This window comes from Amycolatopsis sp. A1MSW2902, assembly GCF_017312175.1.
Classification (GTDB): domain Bacteria; phylum Actinomycetota; class Actinomycetes; order Mycobacteriales; family Pseudonocardiaceae; genus Amycolatopsis; species Amycolatopsis nivea.
This window is the reverse complement of sequence record NZ_QJPO01000001.1, coordinates 6,768,126-6,788,248: the sequence shown is the minus strand read 5'-3', so window position 1 is coordinate 6,788,248 and position 20,123 is coordinate 6,768,126. Positions and strand designations below refer to the sequence as shown.

Here is a 20,123-nt window from a genome sequence, read left to right as displayed (position 1 = left end):
CGGTGCTCACTTCTTCGCGTACTTGATCGAGGACGGGATCAGCTCGGTACGGGCCCCGCTGGCCGCGCGGATCGCGGCGCGGCGGGCGTTGATCGGCTCGTCCTGGATCTTGGCGTGCAGCTTGAGGATCGCGTCGAGCAGCATTTCCGGCCGCGGCGGGCACCCCGGCAGGTACATGTCGACCGGCACGATGTGGTCGACGCCCTGCACGACGGCGTAGTTGTTGAACATCCCGCCGGACGAGGCGCAGACGCCCATCGAGAGGACCCACTTGGGCTCGGCCATCTGGTCGTAGATCTGGCGCAGGACCGGGGCCATCTTCTGGGTCACCCGGCCGGCCACGATCATCAGGTCGGCCTGGCGCGGCGTCGCGGAGAACCGCTCCATGCCGAACCGCGCGATGTCGTAGCGCGAACCGCCGACCGACATCATCTCGAACGCGCAGCAGGCGAGCCCGAACGTGGCGGGCCACAGCGAGTTCTTGCGTGCCCAGTTGACCAGTCCCTCGAGGCTGGCAAGAAGGATGCCGTTGGGGAGTTTTTCTTCGAGGCCCATGGGTTCAGTTCCAATCCAGGCCGCCGCGCCGCCACACGTAGGCGTACGCGAACCCGACCGTCACGATGAACAGCACGATCTCCACCAGGCCGAAGACACCGAGTGCGTTGGCGTTCACCGCGAACGGGTAGAGGAACACCATCTCGATGTCGAACAGGATGAAGAGCATGGCCGTGATGTAGTAGGCCACCGGCATCCGCCCGCCGCCGACGAGCGGCTGCGGCGACGGTTCGATGCCGCACTCGTAGGCAGCGGTCTTCGCGCGGTTGTACCGCTTCGGCCCGACGAGCGGACCGAGCAGCACGGAGAACACGGCGAACCCCGCCGCGAGCACGAAAAGCAGAACGAGCGGCAGATACACGTTGAGTCCGGGCGCCGCCGGTCCGGGATCGGCCTGCGCCAGCACGGGCACCATCAGCACGGGGTCTTCGCCATCCTTTCCGCGCCGCTGCGGGTTGTTCTCGGGTGGTGGTCCGAGTTCTCGGTTGCGCACCCTAAGGGAGCTGGGTCACACCGCCGAGGGTCAGGGCGCCCTTACGGCCCGTGTCCGACCCACCACCTGCTTGTGAAATAGTTCACAAGCGACGAGTCGCGGTTGTGAAGCGATTCACAAAGCATGGGGGGAGTGTAGGACGTGAGTCACACTCTTGTCCCGAGGGGTTATGGACTAAGGCAGCCCTAACTAGACAGAACGATCCCCCAGGCCCACCCCCGCGCACAATCGCGAGACCAGCGGTAAAGCCACATTCAAGAACCGCGCCGAGCCCCAGCCCCGACTCGATCTTGTGACGCATCACACTGACCGGCCGGACAACCCATTGCTCCACCCGGGTAACTCCGCAGCCGATGCACCCAACCATCGAGGCACCCGGCCCCGTCCCGCAGCCGATGCACCCAACGAGCGAGGCACCCAGCCCCTCCCCCAACCCCGATACGAAGCTCCCCTGCGGTTCGGGGGTGCTTGTCAAGGCATCTTTCCCGCCTTGACAAGCACCCCCGAACCGTCAGCACAATCAAGCTTCGGGGTGCCCCACGCACCCACAAACGATGTCGCCGCCAGGCGACGAGCCGACTACCGAGGACGAGGCGTAACCCGAGCCAAAGCAGCGATCAACCGATCCACCCCATCGCCCCCACGAGCGTCGTAACACCCGGAAAGCCCCTTGTACACCAAGGGAAGAATCTTGTTGACCCGCAACCCGTACTTGGTAGCCGCGTGCATGACCTTCGGCTTCCCGATCAACTTCGCGAACACGTTCCCCAGCCGGTAATACCCGCCCATCAGCTCGCCGACAGCACGGGGATACCCCTCCAACGCCCGCTCCCGAGACGGCCCCTCCGGCCGAGCCAACGCCTGCACCACAGCCTCAGCCGCGAGCTGCGCCGACTCCATCGCCGCCGAAATCCCCTCGCCGTTGAACGGGCTCACCATCCCCCCGGCGTCGCCGAGCAGCAGCAGCCCGTTCCGGTAATGCGGCGTCCGGTTGAACCCCATCGGCAACCCGGCCCCGCCGACCTTGCCGATGGCGTTCTCCTCGCGGTACCCCCACTCCTCAGGAGTCCCGTCAAGCCACTGCCGCAACAACGCGCGATAGTCGGTGTTCCGGAACGACGCCGAGGTCGACAGCATCCCCAGCCCGACGTTGACCGTCCCGTCCCCCAACGGAAACGCCCACCCGTATCCAGGCAGCAGCTTCGGATCCCGCGGATCAGACCGGTCCCACAGCTCAAGATGCCCCTCGATGAACGGGTCATCATGCTTGGGACTCTTGTAGTACCGCCGAACCGCGACCCCCATCGGCCGCTTCTCGTTCTTGTCGATCCCCACGCTCAACGCCAGCCGCGCCGACACCCCGTCGCAAGCCAGCACCAACGGCGCCCGATAACTGACCGGCGTCTTCTCCGGTCCGACCTTCGCCTCGACCCCCACGACCCGGCCGGAAGCATTGGTAATCGCCCCAGTGACCGTGGTCCGCTCGTACAGCCGAGCCCCGGCCTTCACCGCGGTCTTGGCCAGCAGGTCATCAAAGTCCTGCCGAGTACGCGAGACCCCGTAAGGCGGGTAATCAGTGAGATCCGGCCAATCGAACTCCAGCGTCAGATCCCCGGTAAGAATCCGCAGCCCCCGGCTCCGCACCCAGCCCGCTTCCTCGCTGGTGTCCAGACCGAGGTCGATCAACTGCTTCACACCCCGCGGCGTGAGCCCGTCCCCGCACACCTTCTCGCGCGGAAAGACGGTCTTCTCCAGCAGCAGCACGTCCACGCCGGCGCGCGCGAGGTAGGTGGCCACGGTCGAACCAGCCGGTCCAGCCCCGACCACGATCACTTCGGCGTCGTGGTCTGGGCTGCGGCGGCGCGAAGTCGTCATGCCGCCGAGTTTAGGCAGGCTTGCGCGCGCGGTGGATCGCGACGACGCCGAATGTGAGGTTCAGCCACTCCACCTCGGTCCATCCGGCGCTCGCGATGATCTCGCCGAGCCCGCGCTGATCGGGCCAGGCGAGCATCGATTCGGCCAGGTAGGAGTAGGCCTCGGGGTTGGTCGAGGACCGGCTGCCGACCCAGGTGAGCAGCTTGAGGACGAACCGCCGGTAGATGAACCGGATGGGGGCGAAGGTGGGCGTCGACACCTCGCAGATCACCAGCCTGCCGCCCGGTTTGACCACCCGCAGGATCTCGGCGAGCGCGCCCTTGGTGTCGACGAAGTTCCGCAGCGCGAGGGAGATGGTGACGGCGTCGAAGCTGTTGTCGGCGAACGGCAGGCACATCGCGTCCGCGGCGACCATCGGCACCTTCCGGTGCAGGCCCGCCTTGAGCATCCCGACGGAGAAGTCGGCGGCGAGGCACCAGGCTCCGCCGCGCGCGTACTCGACGGTGGACACCCCGGTGCCCGCCGCGAGGTCGAGCACCTTCTCCCCGGGTTTGGCGTCCAGCACGCGCGCCGTGGTGGTGCGCCAGCGCCGGTCGAACCCGAACGTCATGAACGAGTTCGCCCGGTCGTAACCGGACGCGACGCCGTCGAACATCGCGGCGACTTCGTGCGGATCCTTGTCCAGGCTCGCTCGGGGCATGGGTCCGAGATTAGTCCGTCCGTGCCGCGCGGTCGCGCGGGAGCAGGACGCTGGCGGCGACCAGCCACACCAGCCCGCCGAACCGGCCGACCGGGATCAGCGGATACAGCGCCGGGGTCAGCAGCGACAGCGAGGCGAGCACCGCGGCCGCGGCGACCACCAGCCCGGCGACCGACAGCCAGCGCGGCAGCAGGTTCAGGAACAACGCGGGCACCGCGATCCCGGCGATCAGCAACGCCAGCGGCACCACGAAGCCCGGCCCGCCGGACGCGAACGCGAGGCTGGTCAACGCCCGTGCCACCGCCGGCGTCTCGCTGGACTGCGCGGCGGTCCAGGTGATCAACCCGCTCATCGCGAGCGCGGCCGCGGACAGCACACCGCCGGTCAACCCGATCACCGCGCCCGGTGCCGCGACGCCGAGCCGCCGCTGTCTGCGATAGGCCGTCGCGGCCCAGACCGCCAACGGAACCGACGCGCCGAACACCGCGAACGCGAGCAGCTGCACAACGCCCTGGTTGCCGCCGATATACGCGGCGACTTCAGCCGCGCTGGAATCCGGCCGCGTCCCCGTCGCCCCGAGCACCGCCGACGCGACGGTCAGCACTCCGAACGCCAGCGCCGGTGCCAGCAAGGGCGGACTGCCCTGCCGAGTCATGGTCGTCATGGCAAACCTCCAGGTCAATTAGTTTCACTAATAGAACGATTACACTAGCGTAATGGATTGTCAAGCGATATGGTTCAGGGCATGCAAGGACCTCCGCAGTTCGGCAGCGCTTTCCTGCTGGCCCAGCTGGGCGCACACGCGACCCAGCGCTTCGCCGAACGCGTCGCGGACCTGGGCCTGACCCCGCCCCAGACCGGCCTGCTCCGGGCGATCGCGCGGCGGCCCGGCGAGAGCCAGCAGGCGCTGGCCGCGGAACTGGGCACGCCGCCGACCCGGCTGGTCGCCCTCGTCGACGGCCTGGAGCAGCAGGGCTTGATCGAACGCCGCCGCAATCCGCAGGACCGGCGCCTCTACGCGGTTTTCCTGAGCGACAAAGGCCAGGAGACGATGGCTGAACTAGCGAAAGCCGCCGCAGCACACGAAGACGAGATGATGGCCGCACTGTCCACAGAGGAACGTTCGGTGCTGCGCGATCTGCTCGGCCGGGTCGCCGACGACCGCGGTCTCACGCCCGGCATCCACCCCGGCTACCGCGGCTAGTTGTCCGTGAAGGGCTCCTTGAGGGAATTAGATTCCCTCAAGGAGCCCTTCACGGACCTTTGTCAGCCCAGCGCGGCGAGCATTCCGCGGACCGAGGTCGGCCAAGCGAACTCCTCCGCCCGCGCCCTCGCGGCTGCCCGCCGGATCTCTTCAGGACTATCCAGCAGGCCGGTCACCGCGCTGGCGAACGCGGGCGCGTAGTCATCCACCGCCGCCCCACAGCCGGGTCGCACGATCTCCCGCAACGCCGACGACGCCGAAACCACCACCGGCGTCCCCGACGCGAGCGCTTCCAAGGCCGCCAATCCGAACGTCTCATGCGGTCCCGGAGCCAGCGAAACATCCGCGCTGGCCAGCAATCGAGCCACCTCGCCGCGCCCAGCCAAGAAGCCGAGGAACGTCACCGGCAAGCCCCGGGCCCGCCGTTCCAATGCCCGTCGTCGCGGACCGTCCCCCGCGATCACCAACCGCACCCGCGCGCCTGACTCAGTCAGCTCGGCGACCGTATCCACGCTCCGCTCAACATGTTTCTCCGGCGACAACCGACCACAATGGACAATCAACGCGTCGGCGCCACTGGCCAACGCCCTCCGCCATCCCGAATCCCGCATCGACGGCGCGAACGTCGCCAGATCCACCCCCAGCGGCACCCGCCGGACGTTGGGCGCGGCGATCCGCTCGAACTCCGCGTGCGCGAAGGCAGTCGTGCACACCACCGTGTCGTACGACGCCGCCATCCGCCGGTTGGCGGCATCCGCGACGTGCCGGGCCATCGCTCCGGGCAGCAAAAACTGCTCCAGCAACCGGTCCAGCCGCTCGTGCGAAATGACCATGCTGGGCACGCCGTTCCGCCGCGCCCAGACGCCCATCCCGCGCAGGGTCAGCCGGTCGGACACCTCCAGCCGGTCCGGTTCCAGCCGCCGCAGCACCGCACGGACCCGCTGCGGATCGACCGCGCGGTACCCGCCGGTGCCGGGAATTTGCAAGGCAGGCAACGAATACCGGCACACCCCGGTCGGCAGGCTTTCCACCGCGTACCGCCGCCCCGGCACGACCAGCGTCACCCGATGCCCGCTGGCGACGTACCCCGCGCCGAGGTGGTTCAGCGCGGTCCGCAGCCCGCCGGACCGCGGTCCGTAGAAGTTCGCCAGCTGGACGATGTGCATGGCTCAAGCCGCACGCGCGACTCGGCCCTGTACCGCTTCGTAGTGCCCGACCAGCTCCCGGCACACCGCGGGCCACGTGCGGCCCAGAACCACTTTCCGCGCCTTCTCGCCCAGCCGGGCGCGCAACGCCGCGTCGCGCAGGTCGTTGACCTTGGCAACCAGCGCCGGGCCGAACGATTCCCGGTCGGCGGGCAGCAAATACCCAGTCCGGCCAGGCAAAACGAGATCCTTCGGGCCACCCGCGTCCGGCGCGAGCACCGGCAGTCCGGACGCCATCGCCTCCTGCACCGCCTGGCAGAACGTCTCGTGCGGCCCGGTGTGCACGAAAACGTCGAGGCTCGCGTACGCGACCGACAGCTCGTCGCCGTACTTCGCGCCGAGGAAAGCCGCGCCAGGCAACCGTTCCCGCAACGACGGGAGCTCCGGTCCGTCGCCGACGACGACCACGCGCACGCCCGGCACCCCGGCCAGCGCGGTCAGCCGGTCGACCTCCTTCTCCGGCGCGAGCCGTCCGACGAACCCGACCAGCAGCTCGCCGTTCGGCGCGAGTTCCGCACGCAGCGCCGGATCCGCGTGCGCCGGGGAAAACCGGCTGACGTCCACGCCGCGCGCCCAGCGGTGCACGCGCGGAACGCCGTGCAGTTTCAGCTGTTCGATCGAGTCCGACGACGGCGCGAGCGTCCGGTCGGCCCGCGAGTGCAGGCGGCGCACCCAGCGCCAGGCCGCCCGCGCGCCGATGCCGAAGCCGTACGACGTGGCGAACCCGGCGATGTCGGTCTGGTAGACGGCGATCGACGGCACCCGCAGCCGTCTGGCCGCGGCGAGCCCGCGCGCGCCGACCACGAACGGCGAGGCCAGGTGCACGACGTCCGGGCCGAAATCGGCCAGCGCGGTCAGCACGGTGCGCGTCGGCAGGCCGATCGGCAGCGAGTTCACGCCGGGGAAGTCCAGCGCCGGAATGCGGACGACCGGCGCGCCGCGGTAACTCGCCGGCCCCGGTCCCGGCGCGACGACCAGCACGTCGTGCGCGGATTCGACCAGGTGCTCGACGACCCGCAGCACGGAATTCGTCACGCCGTTCACCTGGGGCAGGAAACTTTCGGTGACTATGGCGACTCGCACGGCGTCACTGTCGCAAAACCGCAGGCAGGGCGGGCCAATCCCGCGTAACCGACCGGCCAACGGTGGCGAAACACTCCGCAGCGTCGGCGCCCGGGCGCCGACCGTCGAAGAATTCGCCACGACATGTCATCTTCCGGTCGTGTCCCGGACACCAGGAACGCCCAGACTAAGCAGGCATGACCCTCTTGTCCTCCAGGCCGTCGCGGCCCGTGGAACCCGGGCTGCTCTCCCGAGCACTCGAGGTCGCGGGGCGGCTGGCGAACGACGCCACCGACGTGATCACCGCGACCGCGGGCCGCGGCGCGCACCCGGCGACGCTGGATTCGCCGTTCGACTGGGTCACCGACACCGATCGGATCCTGGAACGGCACACCCGCCGCGTGCTGACCGCGGAGTTCCCCGGAATCCCGGTGGTAGGCCACGAATTCGGCGCCGACCACGGCGCGGACGTCGCGGAGTACCGCTGGGTGGTCGATTCCGTGGACGGCACCGCGAACTACGTCGCCGGAGTGCCGTGGTGCGCCTACAGCCTCGCCCTGGTCGACGCGAGCGGCCCGGTGGTGGGCGTCGTCGCCGACCCGTACCGGGCGCAGATCTACGCCGCCGCCCGCGGCCGGGGAGCCCGAGCGAACGGAAAACCGCTGAAGCTGGTCGACCGCGCGGGCACCGCCGGAGCGATCGTCTGCACCGAACTGGCGCGCAAGGGCCCGTGGCCGGGAATGGGCGAGTTCATCGAACGAGCGGCGGCCGCGCACACCGGGGTGCGGGTGCTGGGGTCGGCCGCGCTGTCGATCGCCCAGGTCGCGCTGGGGCACGCCGCCGCGGCGGTGCTGCACAGCTACCACGAATGGGACGTCGCGGGCTCAGTCGCGATGGCGATCGAGGCGGGCGCGGTGGTGCTGGACAAACACGGCGAGGACGCTGCCCTGCCTACCGACGGACTGCTGGTCGCCGCACCCGGCGTGGCCGACGAAGTACTCGGCTGGTGGCAGGAAACCGCCGGAACCTGATCACACCTTCGCGGCGACCGGCTCCGCCACCGAAGCGGACCGGTCCCGCTTCATCAACCGGCGCAACCACCACAGCAGCGGGCCCGCGACCAGCCACGTGATCACCGACCGACAGCCACACCACCGTCGACCGACAGCCACACCACCGTCGCAAAGTCGGACGCGATGGCGTCAGAAACAGGCGGGCGTGCTGGACAAACACGGCGACGACGCCGCCCTGCCCACCGACAGACCGCTGGTGGCAGGAAACCGCCGGAACCTGATCACACCTTCGCGGCGACCGGCTCCGCCACCGAAGCGGACCGGTCCCGCTTCATCAACCGGCGCAGCCACCACAGCAGCGGGCCCGCCACCAGCCACGTGATCAGCACCGTCATGCCCACCGGCAGCAGCGTCAACGTCGCGGTCCGGCCGGCGACCCTGGTCAGCTCGGGATTGGTCGCGTCGTACTCGATCGCCACCAACTGGCCGGCGGCGAGGCCCGACGGGTACAGCACCCCGGTCGGCGGGCTGTGCACGATGCCGTCCGGGGTCTGGTACTGGATGATCGTGCGGTCGAAGGCCACCGACTCGACCGTCGCGTTCGCCGTGCCCAGGTGCGATTCGATCGCGCTGTCGTTGCGGAACGCGGCGAAAACCAGGCTCACGCACATCACCGTGAGCAGCACAGCCACGCCCAGCACGGCGAACCACGCGATCCGCCGTGCCTTCACACTCCTGGCTGCCACACCCAGAGTTTAGTCGGGTGCGCCGACCAGCTCGGCACTCGGCAGCCAGTGCGCCCGGTAGAGCACGTGCAGGTTGTACGAGTTCACCAGCAGCCGAGACGTCCAATGCAGCTGAAAACACTTGTGCTGCGCCGATTCCTCTCCCGGAGCCGAACCAGGGGCTCCGAACGCGAGGGCGAAGAAGTCCTCGGCGGTGTGCCGGAAGACCGCCGGGCTGCCGGTCAGGAACATCGTGTTCGCGTGGAACCGGTCGAGCAGCCGGTCCCGGGTGGGCCATCCCGGCCAGTCGATCGGCCGCCGATCGGCCGGGACCCGCACCGTATGCGGCCGGGACGGGCCGAGCGCCGCCCGCAGCCGCGGCCACTGCGAGGGGCGCAGGTGCGCGGTGTGCTGGCTCAGCACGAGATCCAGCGGACGACCGGCGAACTCCGGTTCCTCGGGAATCCGGCCGGTGCGCAACGGCAGGTGGATGATCGTGTGGCGGGACCGCGAGGCCAGCAGCCACAGCACCCCGATCCGGTACGCCGCGCCGCGGTCGACGTACATCTCCACGTGTGACATCTCCGTGCCCGGAGCGACCTCGAACAACAGCGCGGTGTCCAGAACGGGATCAGGGCGCAGCACCCGCCACACCCGGCCGTCGAGCCGGGCATGGCGGAGCTGCGCCCGCACTTTCATGGCCACGGAAATCCTCCTCCTGGAGCGGAACTCTCCAGGATCCCGCGGCCAGGCAAGCGAATTTCAGTGCCGCTCAGCCGCCGCCAGCGCGCGGTGGTTCGCCTGGATCTGGTCCCACGCCTTCGGCTTCGCCGGAACGGCGGCGAACGCCTTGGCCGCCGCGACTGTCCCATTAGGACCGACGGCAGGCTTCCCCTTGGTGAAAAGCCAGGTCTGGAACAGCTCCTGCAACGGCTTGCCCGACACCTTCTCGGCAAGCGCGATGAAGTCCGGGATCACCGCCGCTTTACCGGCCTTGGCGGTCTGCCACTGCTGGAGGATCGAGAAGAACGCCTGGTCGCCGACCGTGGTGCGCAACGCCTGCACGGCCATCGCGCCCCGGTCGTACACCGCGCGGTCGAACTGGTTCGGCTCGCCCGGATCGCCCGGCAGGACCTGCCAGAACGGGTCGTCGGCGGCGTAGGAGTCGTACGCGTACTGCGCGAGTTCCGCGGTCGTGCCCTCGCCCTGGTGCTCGGACCACAGGTACTCGGCGTAGGACGCGAAGCCCTCGTTCAGCCAGATGTCGCTCCACTTGCCCAGCGAAACGTTGTCGCCGAACCACTGGTGTGCGTTCTCGTGCGCGATCAGCGTGGTGTTGGAGCCGGCTGCGAAGTTGCGCGCGCCGTAGGTCGGCCGGGTCTGGTTTTCCAGCGAGAAGGTGATCCCGCTGGTCACCACGCCGCCCTCGGCCTCGAACGGATACGGCCCGAACTGCGACGCCAGGAACTCGTCGACCTCCGGCGTCCGCTCCACGCTCGCCTTGGCCGCGTCGAGCGAATCGCCGAGATCCGACCCGTAGGCGGTGATGAACGGCTTGCCGTCCGGCGTGGTGGACTGGACCACGTCGTACTTGCCGACGATGAACGACGTCAGGTAGGTCGCCTGCGGTTTGGTGCTGCGCCAGTTCCACCGCGTCCAGCCGGCCCGCTTCTTGGTCTTCTTCACGAGCGTGCCGTTCGAGATGGCGGCGAGCCCGTCCGGAGCCTCGATCGACACGTCGTAAGTCGCTTTGTCGGTCGGGTGGTCGTTGGAGGGGAACCACCACTGCGCGCTCTGCGGCTCGTCGATGCCGAGCGCCCCGAACGCGCCCTTCTTCCACGTGTTCAGTCCGCCGACCTTCTCCGTCGACGGGCTGTCGGAGTAGCTCACGACGACCGTCGCGGACTGGCCCTTCAGCAGCGGCTGCGCCGGCGTGATCACCAGCTCGCCGTCGCCGTTCTGATTCGTGAACTGCGCGGGCCGGTTGTTCACCAGCACCTTCGACGCCTTGAGCGCGAAGTCAAGGTCGAAGCGGGACAGGTCCTGGGTGGCGGTGAGCAGCAGCGTCGTGGTGCCCGACAGGACGTCGGTCTCCGGCTGGTAGCTCACGCGGATGTCGTAGTGCTGCACGTCCGTGCCGCCGTTGCCGGCGTTCGGGTAGTACGGGTCGCCGACCCCCGGCGCGCCCGGTGCCGGCACTGCCGAGGCGGTGCCTGCCAGCAGCACCGTCGCGACTCCAGCCGCAACCGCCCCGATTCCGGCCCGAGTTCTCGATCGCATGGTTCCTCCAAGGTGGCCAATGCGACCGAACGTATCCACGTGAGCACCCCACAGGTACGTCCGAACGACGGGTTCTTACCCACTGGGAAGATCATCCGGATTCGGCGATCCACCACGCAATGGCGATCGGGATGCCGTACAGGATCGGGCCCGCGTACAGCCCCGGCCACGGTCCCCAGCCGCGCCGCACGGCGAGCCCGGCCATCGCGAACGACCCGGCGATCGCCGCGAACCAGCCGACCCACGGCAGCGACGCGACCGCCTGCTGCCCGGCCGCGCTGCAGATCGCCCTGCTGTCCCCGGCGAAGCAGTTGTCGCTGGCCATCACCAGAAACGACGAGAAATACGAGCACACCAGCCCGATCAGCGCCAGCGCCGCCACCGCCGCGCTGAACCAGGCCCACCGGCCTCGCGGGCGCAGGTCCGCCTCGTTCACGAAATCCCCCATATTCACCGGCCCCCGCCGGCTAAACCGTCCCCACCGCTTCCGCGACCGCGGACTTCAGCCGCGCGTGGAGATTCCGGTGCTGCGCCCGGTCGACCCGGACCTCGACGACCCGCAGGCCCGGCGCGGGCCGCAGCGCGGCACGGAACTCTTCGACCGTCTCGGCCAGGACGTGCGGCACCCGGTAGCCCGCGCAGAGCGCGCCCAAATCCGCGCCGTGCGGCGTGCCGAAGACGCGCTCGAAGCTCGCCGAGTGTTCCGGCGCGCCCTGCTCCAGCAGCGAGAAAATGCCGCCGCCGTCGTCGTTCAGCACCACGATCGTCAGGTCCGGCAACTGCTCCGCCGGACCGGTGAGCAGACCGGACGCGTCGTGCAGGAAGGTCAGGTCGCCGAGCAGCGCGTACGACGGCGCGCGGTGCACAGTGGCCGCGCCGATGGCCGTCGACACCGTGCCGTCGATCCCGGCGACGCCGCGGTTGCGGTGCACCAGGACGTCCGGACGCAGCCGTCCAGCGAGCGCGACATCGCGCGTCGGGTTCGAGGAGCCGACCACCAGCAGCGCGCCTTCCGGCAGCGCGTCGACCAGCTCCGTCGCCACCCGTACGCCGCTCGGCCACGGCTCGGCGGCCAGGGCCGTCGAAACCGCCTGACTGGCCGCGGCGTCCGCGCGCTGCCAGCTCGCGAGCCACTCCGGGTCGGCGGGCTTCGTCGGTTCGGCGAACCACTGCCCGACCTGGCGGACGTTGTGCGCGGGCGCGGGCCAGTCCGAATCCGGGCGCACCAGCAGCACCTCGACCTCCGGGTCCGACAGCACCTTCTGGACCTGCCGGAACACCGTCGGACGGCCGAGGCACAGCACCTGCTCGGGACGGTGCCGCGAGATGAATTCCTCGACGCCCAGCAGCCAGGCGCCGGACGACATCGCGGTCGCGCCGGACAGGCCGAGCCCGCCGGTCTCCGAAACCACCGGCCAGCCGTGCTGTTCGGCCCACTCGCTGGCCGCCTGCGCGCCGGTGTCGCATGCGATCACCAGGCCGTGCCGCGCCGACGGGACCACGAACGAGGGCAGCGCGCCGAAGTCCGGCAGCTCGGTCCAGCGTTCGCCGTCGGGGCGGCCTTCGAGCGATTCGTACCACTCGCCGTCATCGTCGAGGTCCGGCACCAGCGGCTCGCGGAACGGGATGTTCAGGTGCACCGGCCCGCAGCGCCACTCGCCGTACGCGGCGTTCCACGCGCGGCAGATCTGGCTGCGCCAGTAGGAGTTCTGCCCGGCCCGGCGTTCGGCGACGGCCAGCTCGTCGAAGTAGCGGACCGCGTCGCCGTACAGCTCGTACTGGTTGATCACCTGGCTCGCGCCCGCCGAACGCAGCTCCGGCGGACGGTCGGCGGTGAGCACGATCAGCGGCACGCCCGCCCGGTCGGCCTCCAGCACGGCCGGGTGGAAGTTCGCCGCCGCGGTGCCGGAGGTGCAGACCACCGCCGCCGGACGGCCGGTGCGCGCCGCGATGCCGAGCGCGAGGAACGCCGCGCCGCGCTCGTCGATGCGGACGTGCAGCTGCAGCCGTCCCGAAGCGGCGGCGTCGTAGAGCGCGATGGACAGCGGCGCGTTGCGAGATCCTGGACACAACACGACGTGCGACACGGTGTTGCGGACGAGTTCGTCGACGATGACCCTGGCCTGCGCGGTGGACGGGTTCACCGGCAGGCCCCCGTTAAGGAACCGTCCGACGGGCACTCCCCGGGGGCGGCGTCAGGCACAGCGATCATGTCCACAGGTCCTATTCTCCCAAACGTGGATGACGCCCGAGTTTCCGAGCTGTTCGACCCCGCCGCCTGGTCCGAGGTCGAAGGGTTCTCCTTCACCGACATCACCTACCACCGTTCGCGAGATGCCCGCTCCGGCAAACGGGTGGTCCGGATCGCTTTCGACCGTCCGGAGGTCCGCAACGCCTTCCGCCCGCACACCGTCGACGAGCTCTACCGGGCGCTCGACCACGCCCGGATGAGCTCGGACGTCGGCTGCGTCCTGCTCACCGGGAACGGCCCGTCGCCGAAGGACGGCGGCTGGGCGTTCTGTTCCGGCGGTGACCAGCGTATTCGCGGACGCTCCGGGTATCAGTACGCGAGCGGGGAGACCTCGGACACGGTCGACCCGGCGCGGGCGGGGCGGCTGCACATCCTCGAGGTGCAGCGATTGATCCGTTTCATGCCGAAACCCGTGGTCGCCGTGGTGCCCGGCTGGGCGGCGGGCGGCGGGCATTCGCTGCACGTCGTGTGCGATCTCACCCTCGCCTCGGCCGAGCACGCGCGGTTCAAGCAGACCGACGCGGACGTCGGCTCGTTCGACGCGGGCTACGGTTCGGCGGGCCTCGCCCGGCAGGTCGGGCAGAAGTTCGCGCGCGAGATCTTCTTCCTCGGCCGCGACTACACCGCCGAGCGAATGCACCGGATGGGCGCGGTCAACGAGGTCGTGCCGCACGCCGAGCTGGAGCGGGTCGCGCTCGAATGGGGCTGGACGATCATCGGCAAGTCGCCGACCGCGCAGCGGATGCTGAAGTACGCGTTCAACGCGATCGACGACGGGCTCGTCGGACAGCAGCTGTTCGCCGGCGAAACCACCCGGCTGGCGTACATGCAGGACGAGGCCGTCGAGGGCCGCGACGCGTTCCTGGAGAAGCGCGACCCGGACTGGTCCGACTACCCGTACTACTACTGAGAAGGTCGTTTCCGTGCACGTGGTGTGGCTCGACGGCAGCGCCGACGCGCTGACCGCCCTCGACGCGGCCCTGGCGGCTGCCCTCGACGGCGGTCCGGCGGTGCTGCCGCTCAACTCGGCGGATCCGTCGGCGCCGGCGCTGCTCGAGGCGATGGCCCCGGAGCAGCCGGTCGAGCCGGACACCGCCGTGGTGATCGCCACGTCCGGGTCCACCGGAGCGCCGAAGGGAGTGCTGCTGTCGCCGCGTGCGCTCATCGCGTCCGCGACGGCAACGCACGCCCGGCTCGGCGGCCCCGGGCACTGGCTGCTCGCCACGCCCGCGCACTACATCGGCGGCCTGCAAGTCCTGATCCGAGCGCGGCTGGCAGGCACGAAACCGGCGTTCCTGACCGGCACCGGCTTCCGCCCGGACGAGTTCGCCGCCGCGGCCGCGCCGGTGCTCGCGGAGAACGGCCCGCGCTACACCGCGCTCGTGCCGACCCAGCTAGTCCGCCTGCTCGACGACGGCGGCGCCGGCCTGGCCGCCGCGAAGGCCTTCGACGGCATCATCCTGGGTGCCGCCGCCACCTCGCCCGCGCTGCGAGCGCAAGCGGCTGAGGAAGGCGTGCAAATCGTCCCGTCGTACGGCATGAGCGAGACCGCCAGCGGCTGCGTCTACGACGGCGTTCCGCTCGACGGGGTGCGCGTAGAACCCGACGCTGACGAGCGACTGTGGATCTCCGGCCCGGTGCTGTCGCACGGCTACCGCCTCGCTCCGGAACTGACCGCGGAGTCGTTCCGGGAAGGTTCTTTCCGCACCTCCGACCGCGGCCGCGTGTTGGCCGACGGCCTGATCGAGGTGCTCGGACGCGCGGACGACGTCATCAACACCGGCGGGGTCAAGGTGTCCGCCGCCGCGATCGAACGGCTGCTCGGCGCGCAGCCCGGGGTGCGGGACGCCTGTGTCGTCGGGATTCCGGATCCGCAGTGGGGCGAGGCGGTCGTGGCGATGGTGGCGGGTTCGACGGACGAGGCCGCGCTGCGAGCCGCGGTCCGGGCTGAGCTGGGTGCGGCCGCGACGCCGAAACGCGTCGAGTTCGTCAGCGAGTTGCCGTTGCGCGGACCGGGAAAGGTCGACCGGCAGGCAGTGGTCGCCGCCCTCCGGACGCGCTGAGCGGGTTCACCGAACGGGTGAAGATCGCATGGCGTTGAATGGACCCCATGGCGACAGTCAGTGAGTGGATCGAAGGCGCCCGGCCGAGGACGCTGCCGAACGCGATCGCACCGGTCGTGGCGGGCGTCGGAGCGGCGATCGCGCTCGACGCGTTCTCCTGGTGGCGTTCGCTGCTCGCTCTGCTGGTCGCGTTGTCGCTGATCATCGGCGTGAACTTCGCCAACGACTACTCCGACGGCATCCGCGGCACCGACGAAAACCGCGTCGGCCCGCTGCGTCTCGTCGGCTCCGGCGCGGCGAACCCGAAGGCCGTGCTGCGTGCCGCGCTGACCTCCCTGGGCTTGGCCGGAGTGCTGGGCCTGGCGCTCGTCGCGCTGAGCGGATACTGGTGGCTGCTCGCGATGGGCGCGCTGTGCATCCTCGGCGCGTGGTTCTACACCGGCGGCAAAAAGCCTTACGGCTACTACGGTTTGGGCGAGATCGCGGTCTTCGTGTTCTTCGGACTGGCCGGCGTCCTCGGCACGGTGTACGTCCAGGCCGGCCGGGTCAGCTGGGACGCACTGGGCTGCGCAGTAGCGGTCGGCTCGTTCTCGATGGCGGTGCTGGTCGCGAACAACCTGCGCGACATCCCGACCGACCTCGAGTCCGGCAAGCACACCCTCGCGACCCGCATGGGCGACGGCGGCACGCGAAAGCTCTACCTGACCCTGGTGACGGTCCCGTACGCGCTCACCGTGCTGATGGGGATCTGGCACCCGCTGCTGTTCATCACCTTCGTGACCGCGCCGCTGCTGCTGAAGCCAATCAAGTCCGTCGGAGGCGGCGGCAAGGGCCGGGAGCTGATCCCGGCCCTGCGCGACACCGGCATGGCAATGCTGGCGTGGGCGGTGCTGAGCGCGGTCGCCCTGGCGCTCTAGCGGCTCACCGCGGTCGCCTGCTATTTCGCAAACACCGCCCGGGCCCTGCTTCGCTTTGCGCCCACCGAACCGAGCGTTCCCGCGCCCAGGCGATGCTGAGCGCAGTCGCTCTAACGCCCCACCGCGATCGCCCGCCATTCCACGAACACCGCCCGGGCCAACCGCACCACGGCCCACCCCGCTCCGCCTTGAGCCCACCGAACCGAGCCGGGCGGTACTGAGCGCGGTCGCCCTCGTGCTCTAACGGCCCACCGCAATCGCCTGCCACTCCACGAATTCCGCCAACCCGTGCGAGCCGTACTCACGGCCCACCCCGCTCGCCTTGAACCCGCCGAACGGTGCGTTCCCATGCCGCGGTGCGCCGTTGACGTGGAACGTCCCCGTGCGCACCGCCCGTGCGAGCTCGACGCCGTGTTCCGCGTCGGCCGTCCATACGCCGCCGCTCAGGCCGTAGTCGGAGTCGTTCGCGAGCCGGATCGCCTCTTCCTCGGTGTCGAACGGGATCACCACGAGCACCGGCCCGAAGATCTCCTCGCGCGCGATCCGCATGTCGTTCGTGACGTCGGCGAACACCGTCGGACGCACGTAAAACCCGTCCGCCAGTTCAGGATTCGCGAGCGGCTCGGCACCGCCCGCCGCGATCCGTGCGCCCTCCTCGACGCCTAGCCGCAGGTACGACAGCACGCGCTCGTACTGGTCTTGGCGCACGATCGGCCCGACGAACGTGTCCGGCTTCGCGGGATCGCCGACCACGAGCCCGTCGGCCATTTCCGCGAGCGCGGTCACCACCTCGGCGTACCGCTCGCGCGCCGCGAAGATCCGCGTGTGGGCCACGCACATCTCGCCGTTGTTCGCGAACGTCGCGGTCCGGATCCCCTCGGCGACGGTCTTCGGGTCCGCGTCCGCGAGCACGATCGCCGCGGACTTTCCGCCCAGCTCCAGCCCGACGCGCTTGAACTGCTCTCCCGCCAGCGACGCGATCCGCCGCCCGGCCGCGGTCGAGCCGGTGAACGAGATCTTGTCGACACCGGGGTGCGTCACCAGGTACTCGCTCACGTCGCGGTCAGCCGCGAACACGCTCACCACGCCCTCGGGGAACCCGGCCTCCGCGAAGATCTCCGCCAGCAGCATCGCGTCGAGCGGGGTTTCCGGCGCGGCCTTCAGCAGCACCGGATTGCCCGCCAGCAGAGCCGGAATCAGCTTCACCAGCGCGGCCGAATGCGGCGAGTTCCACGGGATCACCGCGGCCACCACCCCGACCGGTGCAGCACGCACGATCGTCCGGTTGCCCGCCTCGTCGGTCAGCGTCTCCTCCCAGTCGAACTCGCGCGCGGTCTTGAGCCACGCCGCCGTGCGCTCCGGGAGGTTGTGCTGCGTCCAGCCGGTGAACCAGCTCGGCGAGCCGTTCTCCGCGGTGATCAGCTCGGCGATTTCGTCGGCCCGGGCGGCGTGCAGTTCGTTGAACCGCTCGACCAGGCGCAGCCGCTCGGCCAGCGGGGTTCTCCCCCACGGTTCGAGCGCCCGCCGGGCCGCCGCCACCGCGCGGTCGACGTCCGCCTTCGAGGCCTTTGGCGCGGTGCCGACCAGCGCCCGGTCGTGCGGCGAACGGATTTCGAAGGTGTCGGTCGTCGCGGGCTCGGTCCAGCGGCCGCCGAGGAAGAGCTGGTCGTAAGTACGCATCGGGATCTCCTGCCAGAGTTAACGGAACACTGCTCTCTTGTTCTCGAAGTTAACAGGACGCTGTTCTTTTATCAAGAGAGCAGTGTCCTGTTACACTCCGAGGCGTGACCGACTTCCAGCGCGCCCGCAGTCCCGAGCAGGTGGAAGCCCGCCGCGAGGCGATCCTCGACGTGGCCGAACAGCTGATGACGGAGTCGTCCGTCAGCGAGGTCAGCATGCGCGAACTGGCCCGCCGGGTAGGCCTGTCGGCGTCGAACGTCGCGCGCTACTTCCCCACGCGGGAGGCCGTCTACCTGGAGGTGCTCGACCGCGCTCGCGGCGCGTGGCTCGACTCGCTCACCCTCGACGGCGATCTGTCGGAGGTCGCCGCGACCCTCGCCCGCTCACTCGCGACGCGACCGGTCCTGTGCGAACTGATCAGCGTGCTGGCGAACGTGCTGGAGCGCAATGTCTCCACGGAAATCGCGCGGGACTACAAGCTGCGCTCGGCGAAGCACAACGCCCGCACCGCCGACCTGCTGCACGCCGCGCTGCCAGGCCTTTCCGCGGAGACCGCACAAGAACTGTCGTCCGCGATCTTCATGTTCACCGCGGGAATGTGGCCGCTGGCGCACCCGAACGAAGCCGTCCAAGAAGCCATCAAGGACCCGCGCCTGGCCGGCTCCCGCCTCGACTTCGAGGACCGGTTGCGCCGCCTGATCGTCGTGCTGACGCTGGGCTACCAGGAAGCTAGGCGTCGAATCGGCCAGTGAGCAGGAACTCGTCGAACCGCGCCCGATACGGCGCGAGGTCGATCCCCTGCTCGCCGAGCCATTCGTCCGAGTAGTACGTGTTCGCGTACCGCTCCCCGCCGTCGCACAGCAGCGTCACCACCGAACCCGCCTGGCCGTCCGCCAGCATCCGCGAGATCAGCTGGAACGCGCCATACAGGTTGGTCCCGGTCGAGCCGCCCGCCCAGTGCCCGGTGCGGTCCCGCAGCAACCGGATCGCCGCCAGCGAACCCGCGTCGGGCACCTGGAACATCTCGTCGATCACGCCGGGCACGAACGACGGTTCGCAACGCGGCCGTCCGATGCCTTCGATCCGCGACGGCATCCCGGTCGCGTAGTCCGGCGCACCGGTTTCCCACGCGCCGTAGAACGACGAGTTTTCCGGGTCCACCACGCAGATCTTCGTGGTGTGCCGCTTGTACCGGACGTACCGGCCGAACGTCGCGCTCGTCCCGCCGGTGCCCGCGCCGACGACGATCCACGACGGCACCGGATGGCGTTCGGCACGCATCTGCGCGAACACCGATTCGGCGATGTTGTTGTTGCCGCGCCAGTCCGTCGCGCGCTCGGCGTAGGTGAACTGGTCGAGGTAATGCCCGTTGCACTCGGCGGCCAGCCGCTCGGCCTCCGGGTACATCGCCGGCGCGGAGTCGACGTAGTGGCACTCGCCGCCGTAGAACTCGATGAGCGCGATCTTTTCCTTGCTCGTCCGCCGCGGCACGACGGTCACGAACCGCAGGCCGAGCATCCGCGCGAAGTACGCCTCGGACACCGCGGTCGAGCCGCTGGACGCCTCGACCAGCACGGTGTCCGGGCCGATGTGCCCGTTGACCAGGCCGTACAGAATCAGCGAGCGCGCGAGGCGGTGCTTGAGCGAGCCGGTCGGATGCACCGACTCGTCCTTCAGGTAAAGGTCGATGCCCCATTCCGGGGGCAGCGGGAAAACGTGCAGGTGAGTGTCGGCGCTGCGGTTGGCGTCGGCCTCGATGATCCGGACTGCTTCGCGGACCCAGGCGCGGCTGTGCGGTTTGCTCATGCCGCGGAATCGTCGGCCGAGGTTTCGCCGCGCAGCTGCGAACGCAGCTGGGCACGAGCACGCGCACGGGATTCGTTGCGCTTGGCCAGACCGGCCGTCACGCGCTGGTTCAGCCCGCGCAGGAGCAGCAGTCCGAGCGGAAGGCCGACGACGAGCCCGATCAGCAAAGAGACCAGCAGCGGCACGCCGACCAGCGACAGCACGACCGCGACCACCGCGACGAGCGCGAACCGCGCGATCAAGTACACCGTCAGGTCACGGGGAAGGTGGTCCGGTGTCTCGCTCACACCGAAA

General features: G+C 69.7%; 21 protein-coding genes. 6 read left to right on the top strand and 15 right to left on the bottom strand.

Going from position 1 to position 20,123, the window contains the following annotated elements; all coding sequences use genetic code 11:
• Nucleotides 1–6: 6 nt before the first annotated feature.
• The 5 genes from DMP23_RS31440 to DMP23_RS31420 form a co-directional block, all read right to left on the bottom strand.
• The gene (locus DMP23_RS31440) at nt 7–555 is read right to left on the bottom strand and encodes a NuoB/complex I 20 kDa subunit family protein (protein WP_009072052.1); all 549 of its coding nucleotides are present in this window, start codon (nt 553–555) and stop codon (nt 7–9) included.
• A gap of 4 nt (nt 556–559) precedes the next feature.
• Nucleotides 560–970: an NADH-quinone oxidoreductase subunit A gene (locus tag DMP23_RS31435; RefSeq protein WP_037818926.1), complete on the bottom strand. Its 411-nt coding sequence runs from the start codon at nt 968–970 to the stop codon at nt 560–562.
• Between the two features lie 657 nt (nt 971–1,627).
• Complete coding sequence (locus tag DMP23_RS31430; protein WP_337823296.1) at nt 1,628–2,923, bottom strand: geranylgeranyl reductase family protein; 1,296 nt, start codon at nt 2,921–2,923, stop codon at nt 1,628–1,630.
• A 10-nt stretch (nt 2,924–2,933) separates the two neighbouring features.
• Nucleotides 2,934–3,623: a demethylmenaquinone methyltransferase gene (locus DMP23_RS31425; RefSeq protein ID WP_037818876.1), complete on the bottom strand. Its 690-nt coding sequence runs from the start codon at nt 3,621–3,623 to the stop codon at nt 2,934–2,936.
• Nucleotides 3,624–3,633: 10 nt separating this feature from the next.
• Entirely contained in the window at nt 3,634–4,287 is a 654-nt protein-coding gene (locus DMP23_RS31420; protein WP_337823295.1) for a DUF4386 domain-containing protein, read from the bottom strand.
• A gap of 81 nt (nt 4,288–4,368) precedes the next feature.
• Between DMP23_RS31420 and DMP23_RS31415 the strand changes: the two genes are divergently transcribed.
• Nucleotides 4,369–4,827: a MarR family winged helix-turn-helix transcriptional regulator gene (locus DMP23_RS31415; protein WP_337823294.1), complete on the top strand. Its 459-nt coding sequence runs from the start codon at nt 4,369–4,371 to the stop codon at nt 4,825–4,827.
• A gap of 62 nt (nt 4,828–4,889) precedes the next feature.
• Here the strand turns inward: DMP23_RS31415 and DMP23_RS31410 are convergent, their stop codons facing one another.
• Together DMP23_RS31410 and DMP23_RS31405 are read right to left on the bottom strand one after the other, a co-directional pair.
• Nucleotides 4,890–5,993: a glycosyltransferase gene (locus DMP23_RS31410; RefSeq protein ID WP_134734108.1), complete on the bottom strand. Its 1,104-nt coding sequence runs from the start codon at nt 5,991–5,993 to the stop codon at nt 4,890–4,892.
• A gap of 3 nt (nt 5,994–5,996) precedes the next feature.
• Nucleotides 5,997–7,067 (bottom strand): glycosyltransferase family 4 protein, encoded by a 1,071-nt coding sequence (locus DMP23_RS31405; RefSeq protein ID WP_337823293.1) that lies wholly within the window; start codon nt 7,065–7,067, stop codon nt 5,997–5,999.
• A gap of 224 nt (nt 7,068–7,291) precedes the next feature.
• Here DMP23_RS31405 and DMP23_RS31400 point away from each other — a divergent pair, with 224 nt between their 5' ends.
• Complete coding sequence (locus tag DMP23_RS31400; RefSeq protein WP_037818869.1) at nt 7,292–8,125, top strand: inositol monophosphatase family protein; 834 nt, start codon at nt 7,292–7,294, stop codon at nt 8,123–8,125.
• A gap of 263 nt (nt 8,126–8,388) precedes the next feature.
• Here the strand turns inward: DMP23_RS31400 and DMP23_RS31395 are convergent, their stop codons facing one another.
• The 5 genes from DMP23_RS31395 to menD all read right to left on the bottom strand — a co-directional run bounded on the left by DMP23_RS31395 (nt 8,389) and on the right by menD (nt 13,256).
• Complete coding sequence (locus tag DMP23_RS31395; RefSeq protein WP_037818868.1) at nt 8,389–8,853, bottom strand: DUF3592 domain-containing protein; 465 nt, start codon at nt 8,851–8,853, stop codon at nt 8,389–8,391.
• Nucleotides 8,854–8,862: 9 nt separating this feature from the next.
• A complete protein-coding gene (locus DMP23_RS31390; RefSeq protein WP_337823292.1) occupies nt 8,863–9,537 on the bottom strand; it encodes a hypothetical protein in 675 nt (224 codons plus the stop codon).
• A 57-nt stretch (nt 9,538–9,594) separates the two neighbouring features.
• Nucleotides 9,595–11,112 (bottom strand): M1 family metallopeptidase, encoded by a 1,518-nt coding sequence (locus tag DMP23_RS31385; protein WP_134734111.1) that lies wholly within the window; start codon nt 11,110–11,112, stop codon nt 9,595–9,597.
• A gap of 91 nt (nt 11,113–11,203) precedes the next feature.
• Nucleotides 11,204–11,548: a hypothetical protein gene (locus tag DMP23_RS31380; RefSeq protein ID WP_200864430.1), complete on the bottom strand. Its 345-nt coding sequence runs from the start codon at nt 11,546–11,548 to the stop codon at nt 11,204–11,206.
• 31 nt (nt 11,549–11,579) lie between these two features.
• The gene (menD, locus tag DMP23_RS31375) at nt 11,580–13,256 is read right to left on the bottom strand and encodes a 2-succinyl-5-enolpyruvyl-6-hydroxy-3-cyclohexene-1-carboxylic-acid synthase (protein ID WP_037818922.1); all 1,677 of its coding nucleotides are present in this window, start codon (nt 13,254–13,256) and stop codon (nt 11,580–11,582) included.
• 93 nt (nt 13,257–13,349) lie between these two features.
• On the opposite strand from menD, the gene DMP23_RS31370 reads away from it, so the two are divergent.
• From DMP23_RS31370 to DMP23_RS31360, 3 genes are read left to right on the top strand one after another with little or no spacing between them, the layout of a single operon-like run.
• Nucleotides 13,350–14,273 (top strand): 1,4-dihydroxy-2-naphthoyl-CoA synthase, encoded by a 924-nt coding sequence (locus DMP23_RS31370; protein WP_337823291.1) that lies wholly within the window; start codon nt 13,350–13,352, stop codon nt 14,271–14,273.
• Between the two features lie 13 nt (nt 14,274–14,286).
• Nucleotides 14,287–15,426, top strand: a complete 1,140-nt coding sequence (gene menE, locus DMP23_RS31365) for an o-succinylbenzoate--CoA ligase (protein WP_337823290.1) — start codon at nt 14,287–14,289, stop codon at nt 15,424–15,426.
• 47 nt (nt 15,427–15,473) lie between these two features.
• The gene (locus DMP23_RS31360) at nt 15,474–16,343 is read left to right on the top strand and encodes a 1,4-dihydroxy-2-naphthoate polyprenyltransferase (RefSeq protein WP_134663683.1); all 870 of its coding nucleotides are present in this window, start codon (nt 15,474–15,476) and stop codon (nt 16,341–16,343) included.
• Between the two features lie 240 nt (nt 16,344–16,583).
• On the opposite strand, the gene DMP23_RS31355 is transcribed toward DMP23_RS31360, so the two are convergent.
• Nucleotides 16,584–18,023, bottom strand: a complete 1,440-nt coding sequence (locus DMP23_RS31355; RefSeq protein WP_238603458.1) for an aldehyde dehydrogenase — start codon at nt 18,021–18,023, stop codon at nt 16,584–16,586.
• Between the two features lie 104 nt (nt 18,024–18,127).
• Between DMP23_RS31355 and DMP23_RS31350 the strand changes: the two genes are divergently transcribed.
• Entirely contained in the window at nt 18,128–18,775 is a 648-nt protein-coding gene (locus DMP23_RS31350) for a TetR family transcriptional regulator (RefSeq protein WP_205669978.1), read from the top strand.
• Here the strand turns inward: DMP23_RS31350 and DMP23_RS31345 are convergent.
• Both DMP23_RS31345 and DMP23_RS31340 read right to left on the bottom strand, forming a co-directional pair.
• Nucleotides 18,753–19,829: a PLP-dependent cysteine synthase family protein gene (locus DMP23_RS31345; RefSeq protein WP_037818859.1), complete on the bottom strand. Its 1,077-nt coding sequence runs from the start codon at nt 19,827–19,829 to the stop codon at nt 18,753–18,755. The genes DMP23_RS31350 and DMP23_RS31345 overlap by 23 nt on opposite strands.
• Entirely contained in the window at nt 19,826–20,116 is a 291-nt protein-coding gene (locus DMP23_RS31340; protein ID WP_037818858.1) for a DUF4229 domain-containing protein, read from the bottom strand. The genes DMP23_RS31345 and DMP23_RS31340 overlap by 4 nt, the downstream gene beginning before the upstream one ends.
• Nucleotides 20,117–20,123 lie beyond the last annotated feature (7 nt).

Excerpts from the sequence above, each read along its gene's own strand:
- DMP23_RS31400 (WP_037818869.1), top strand. The coding sequence starts at position 7,292 with ATGACCCTCTTGTCCTCCAGGCCGTCGCGGCCCGTGGAACCCGGGCTG.
- DMP23_RS31345 (WP_037818859.1), bottom strand. The coding sequence starts at position 19,829 with ATGAGCAAACCGCACAGCCGCGCCTGGGTCCGCGAAGCAGTCCGGATC.
- DMP23_RS31385 (WP_134734111.1), bottom strand. The coding sequence starts at position 11,112 with ATGCGATCGAGAACTCGGGCCGGAATCGGGGCGGTTGCGGCTGGAGTC.
- DMP23_RS31410 (WP_134734108.1), bottom strand. The coding sequence starts at position 5,993 with ATGCACATCGTCCAGCTGGCGAACTTCTACGGACCGCGGTCCGGCGGG.
- DMP23_RS31360 (WP_134663683.1), top strand. The coding sequence starts at position 15,474 with ATGGCGACAGTCAGTGAGTGGATCGAAGGCGCCCGGCCGAGGACGCTG.
- DMP23_RS31355 (WP_238603458.1), bottom strand. The coding sequence starts at position 18,023 with ATGCGTACTTACGACCAGCTCTTCCTCGGCGGCCGCTGGACCGAGCCC.
- DMP23_RS31415 (WP_337823294.1), top strand. The coding sequence starts at position 4,369 with ATGCAAGGACCTCCGCAGTTCGGCAGCGCTTTCCTGCTGGCCCAGCTG.
- DMP23_RS31425 (WP_037818876.1), bottom strand. The coding sequence starts at position 3,623 with ATGCCCCGAGCGAGCCTGGACAAGGATCCGCACGAAGTCGCCGCGATG.
- DMP23_RS31440 (WP_009072052.1), bottom strand. The coding sequence starts at position 555 with ATGGGCCTCGAAGAAAAACTCCCCAACGGCATCCTTCTTGCCAGCCTC.
- DMP23_RS31430 (WP_337823296.1), bottom strand. The coding sequence starts at position 2,923 with ATGACGACTTCGCGCCGCCGCAGCCCAGACCACGACGCCGAAGTGATC.
- DMP23_RS31420 (WP_337823295.1), bottom strand. The coding sequence starts at position 4,287 with ATGACGACCATGACTCGGCAGGGCAGTCCGCCCTTGCTGGCACCGGCG.
- DMP23_RS31435 (WP_037818926.1), bottom strand. The coding sequence starts at position 970 with ATGGTGCCCGTGCTGGCGCAGGCCGATCCCGGACCGGCGGCGCCCGGA.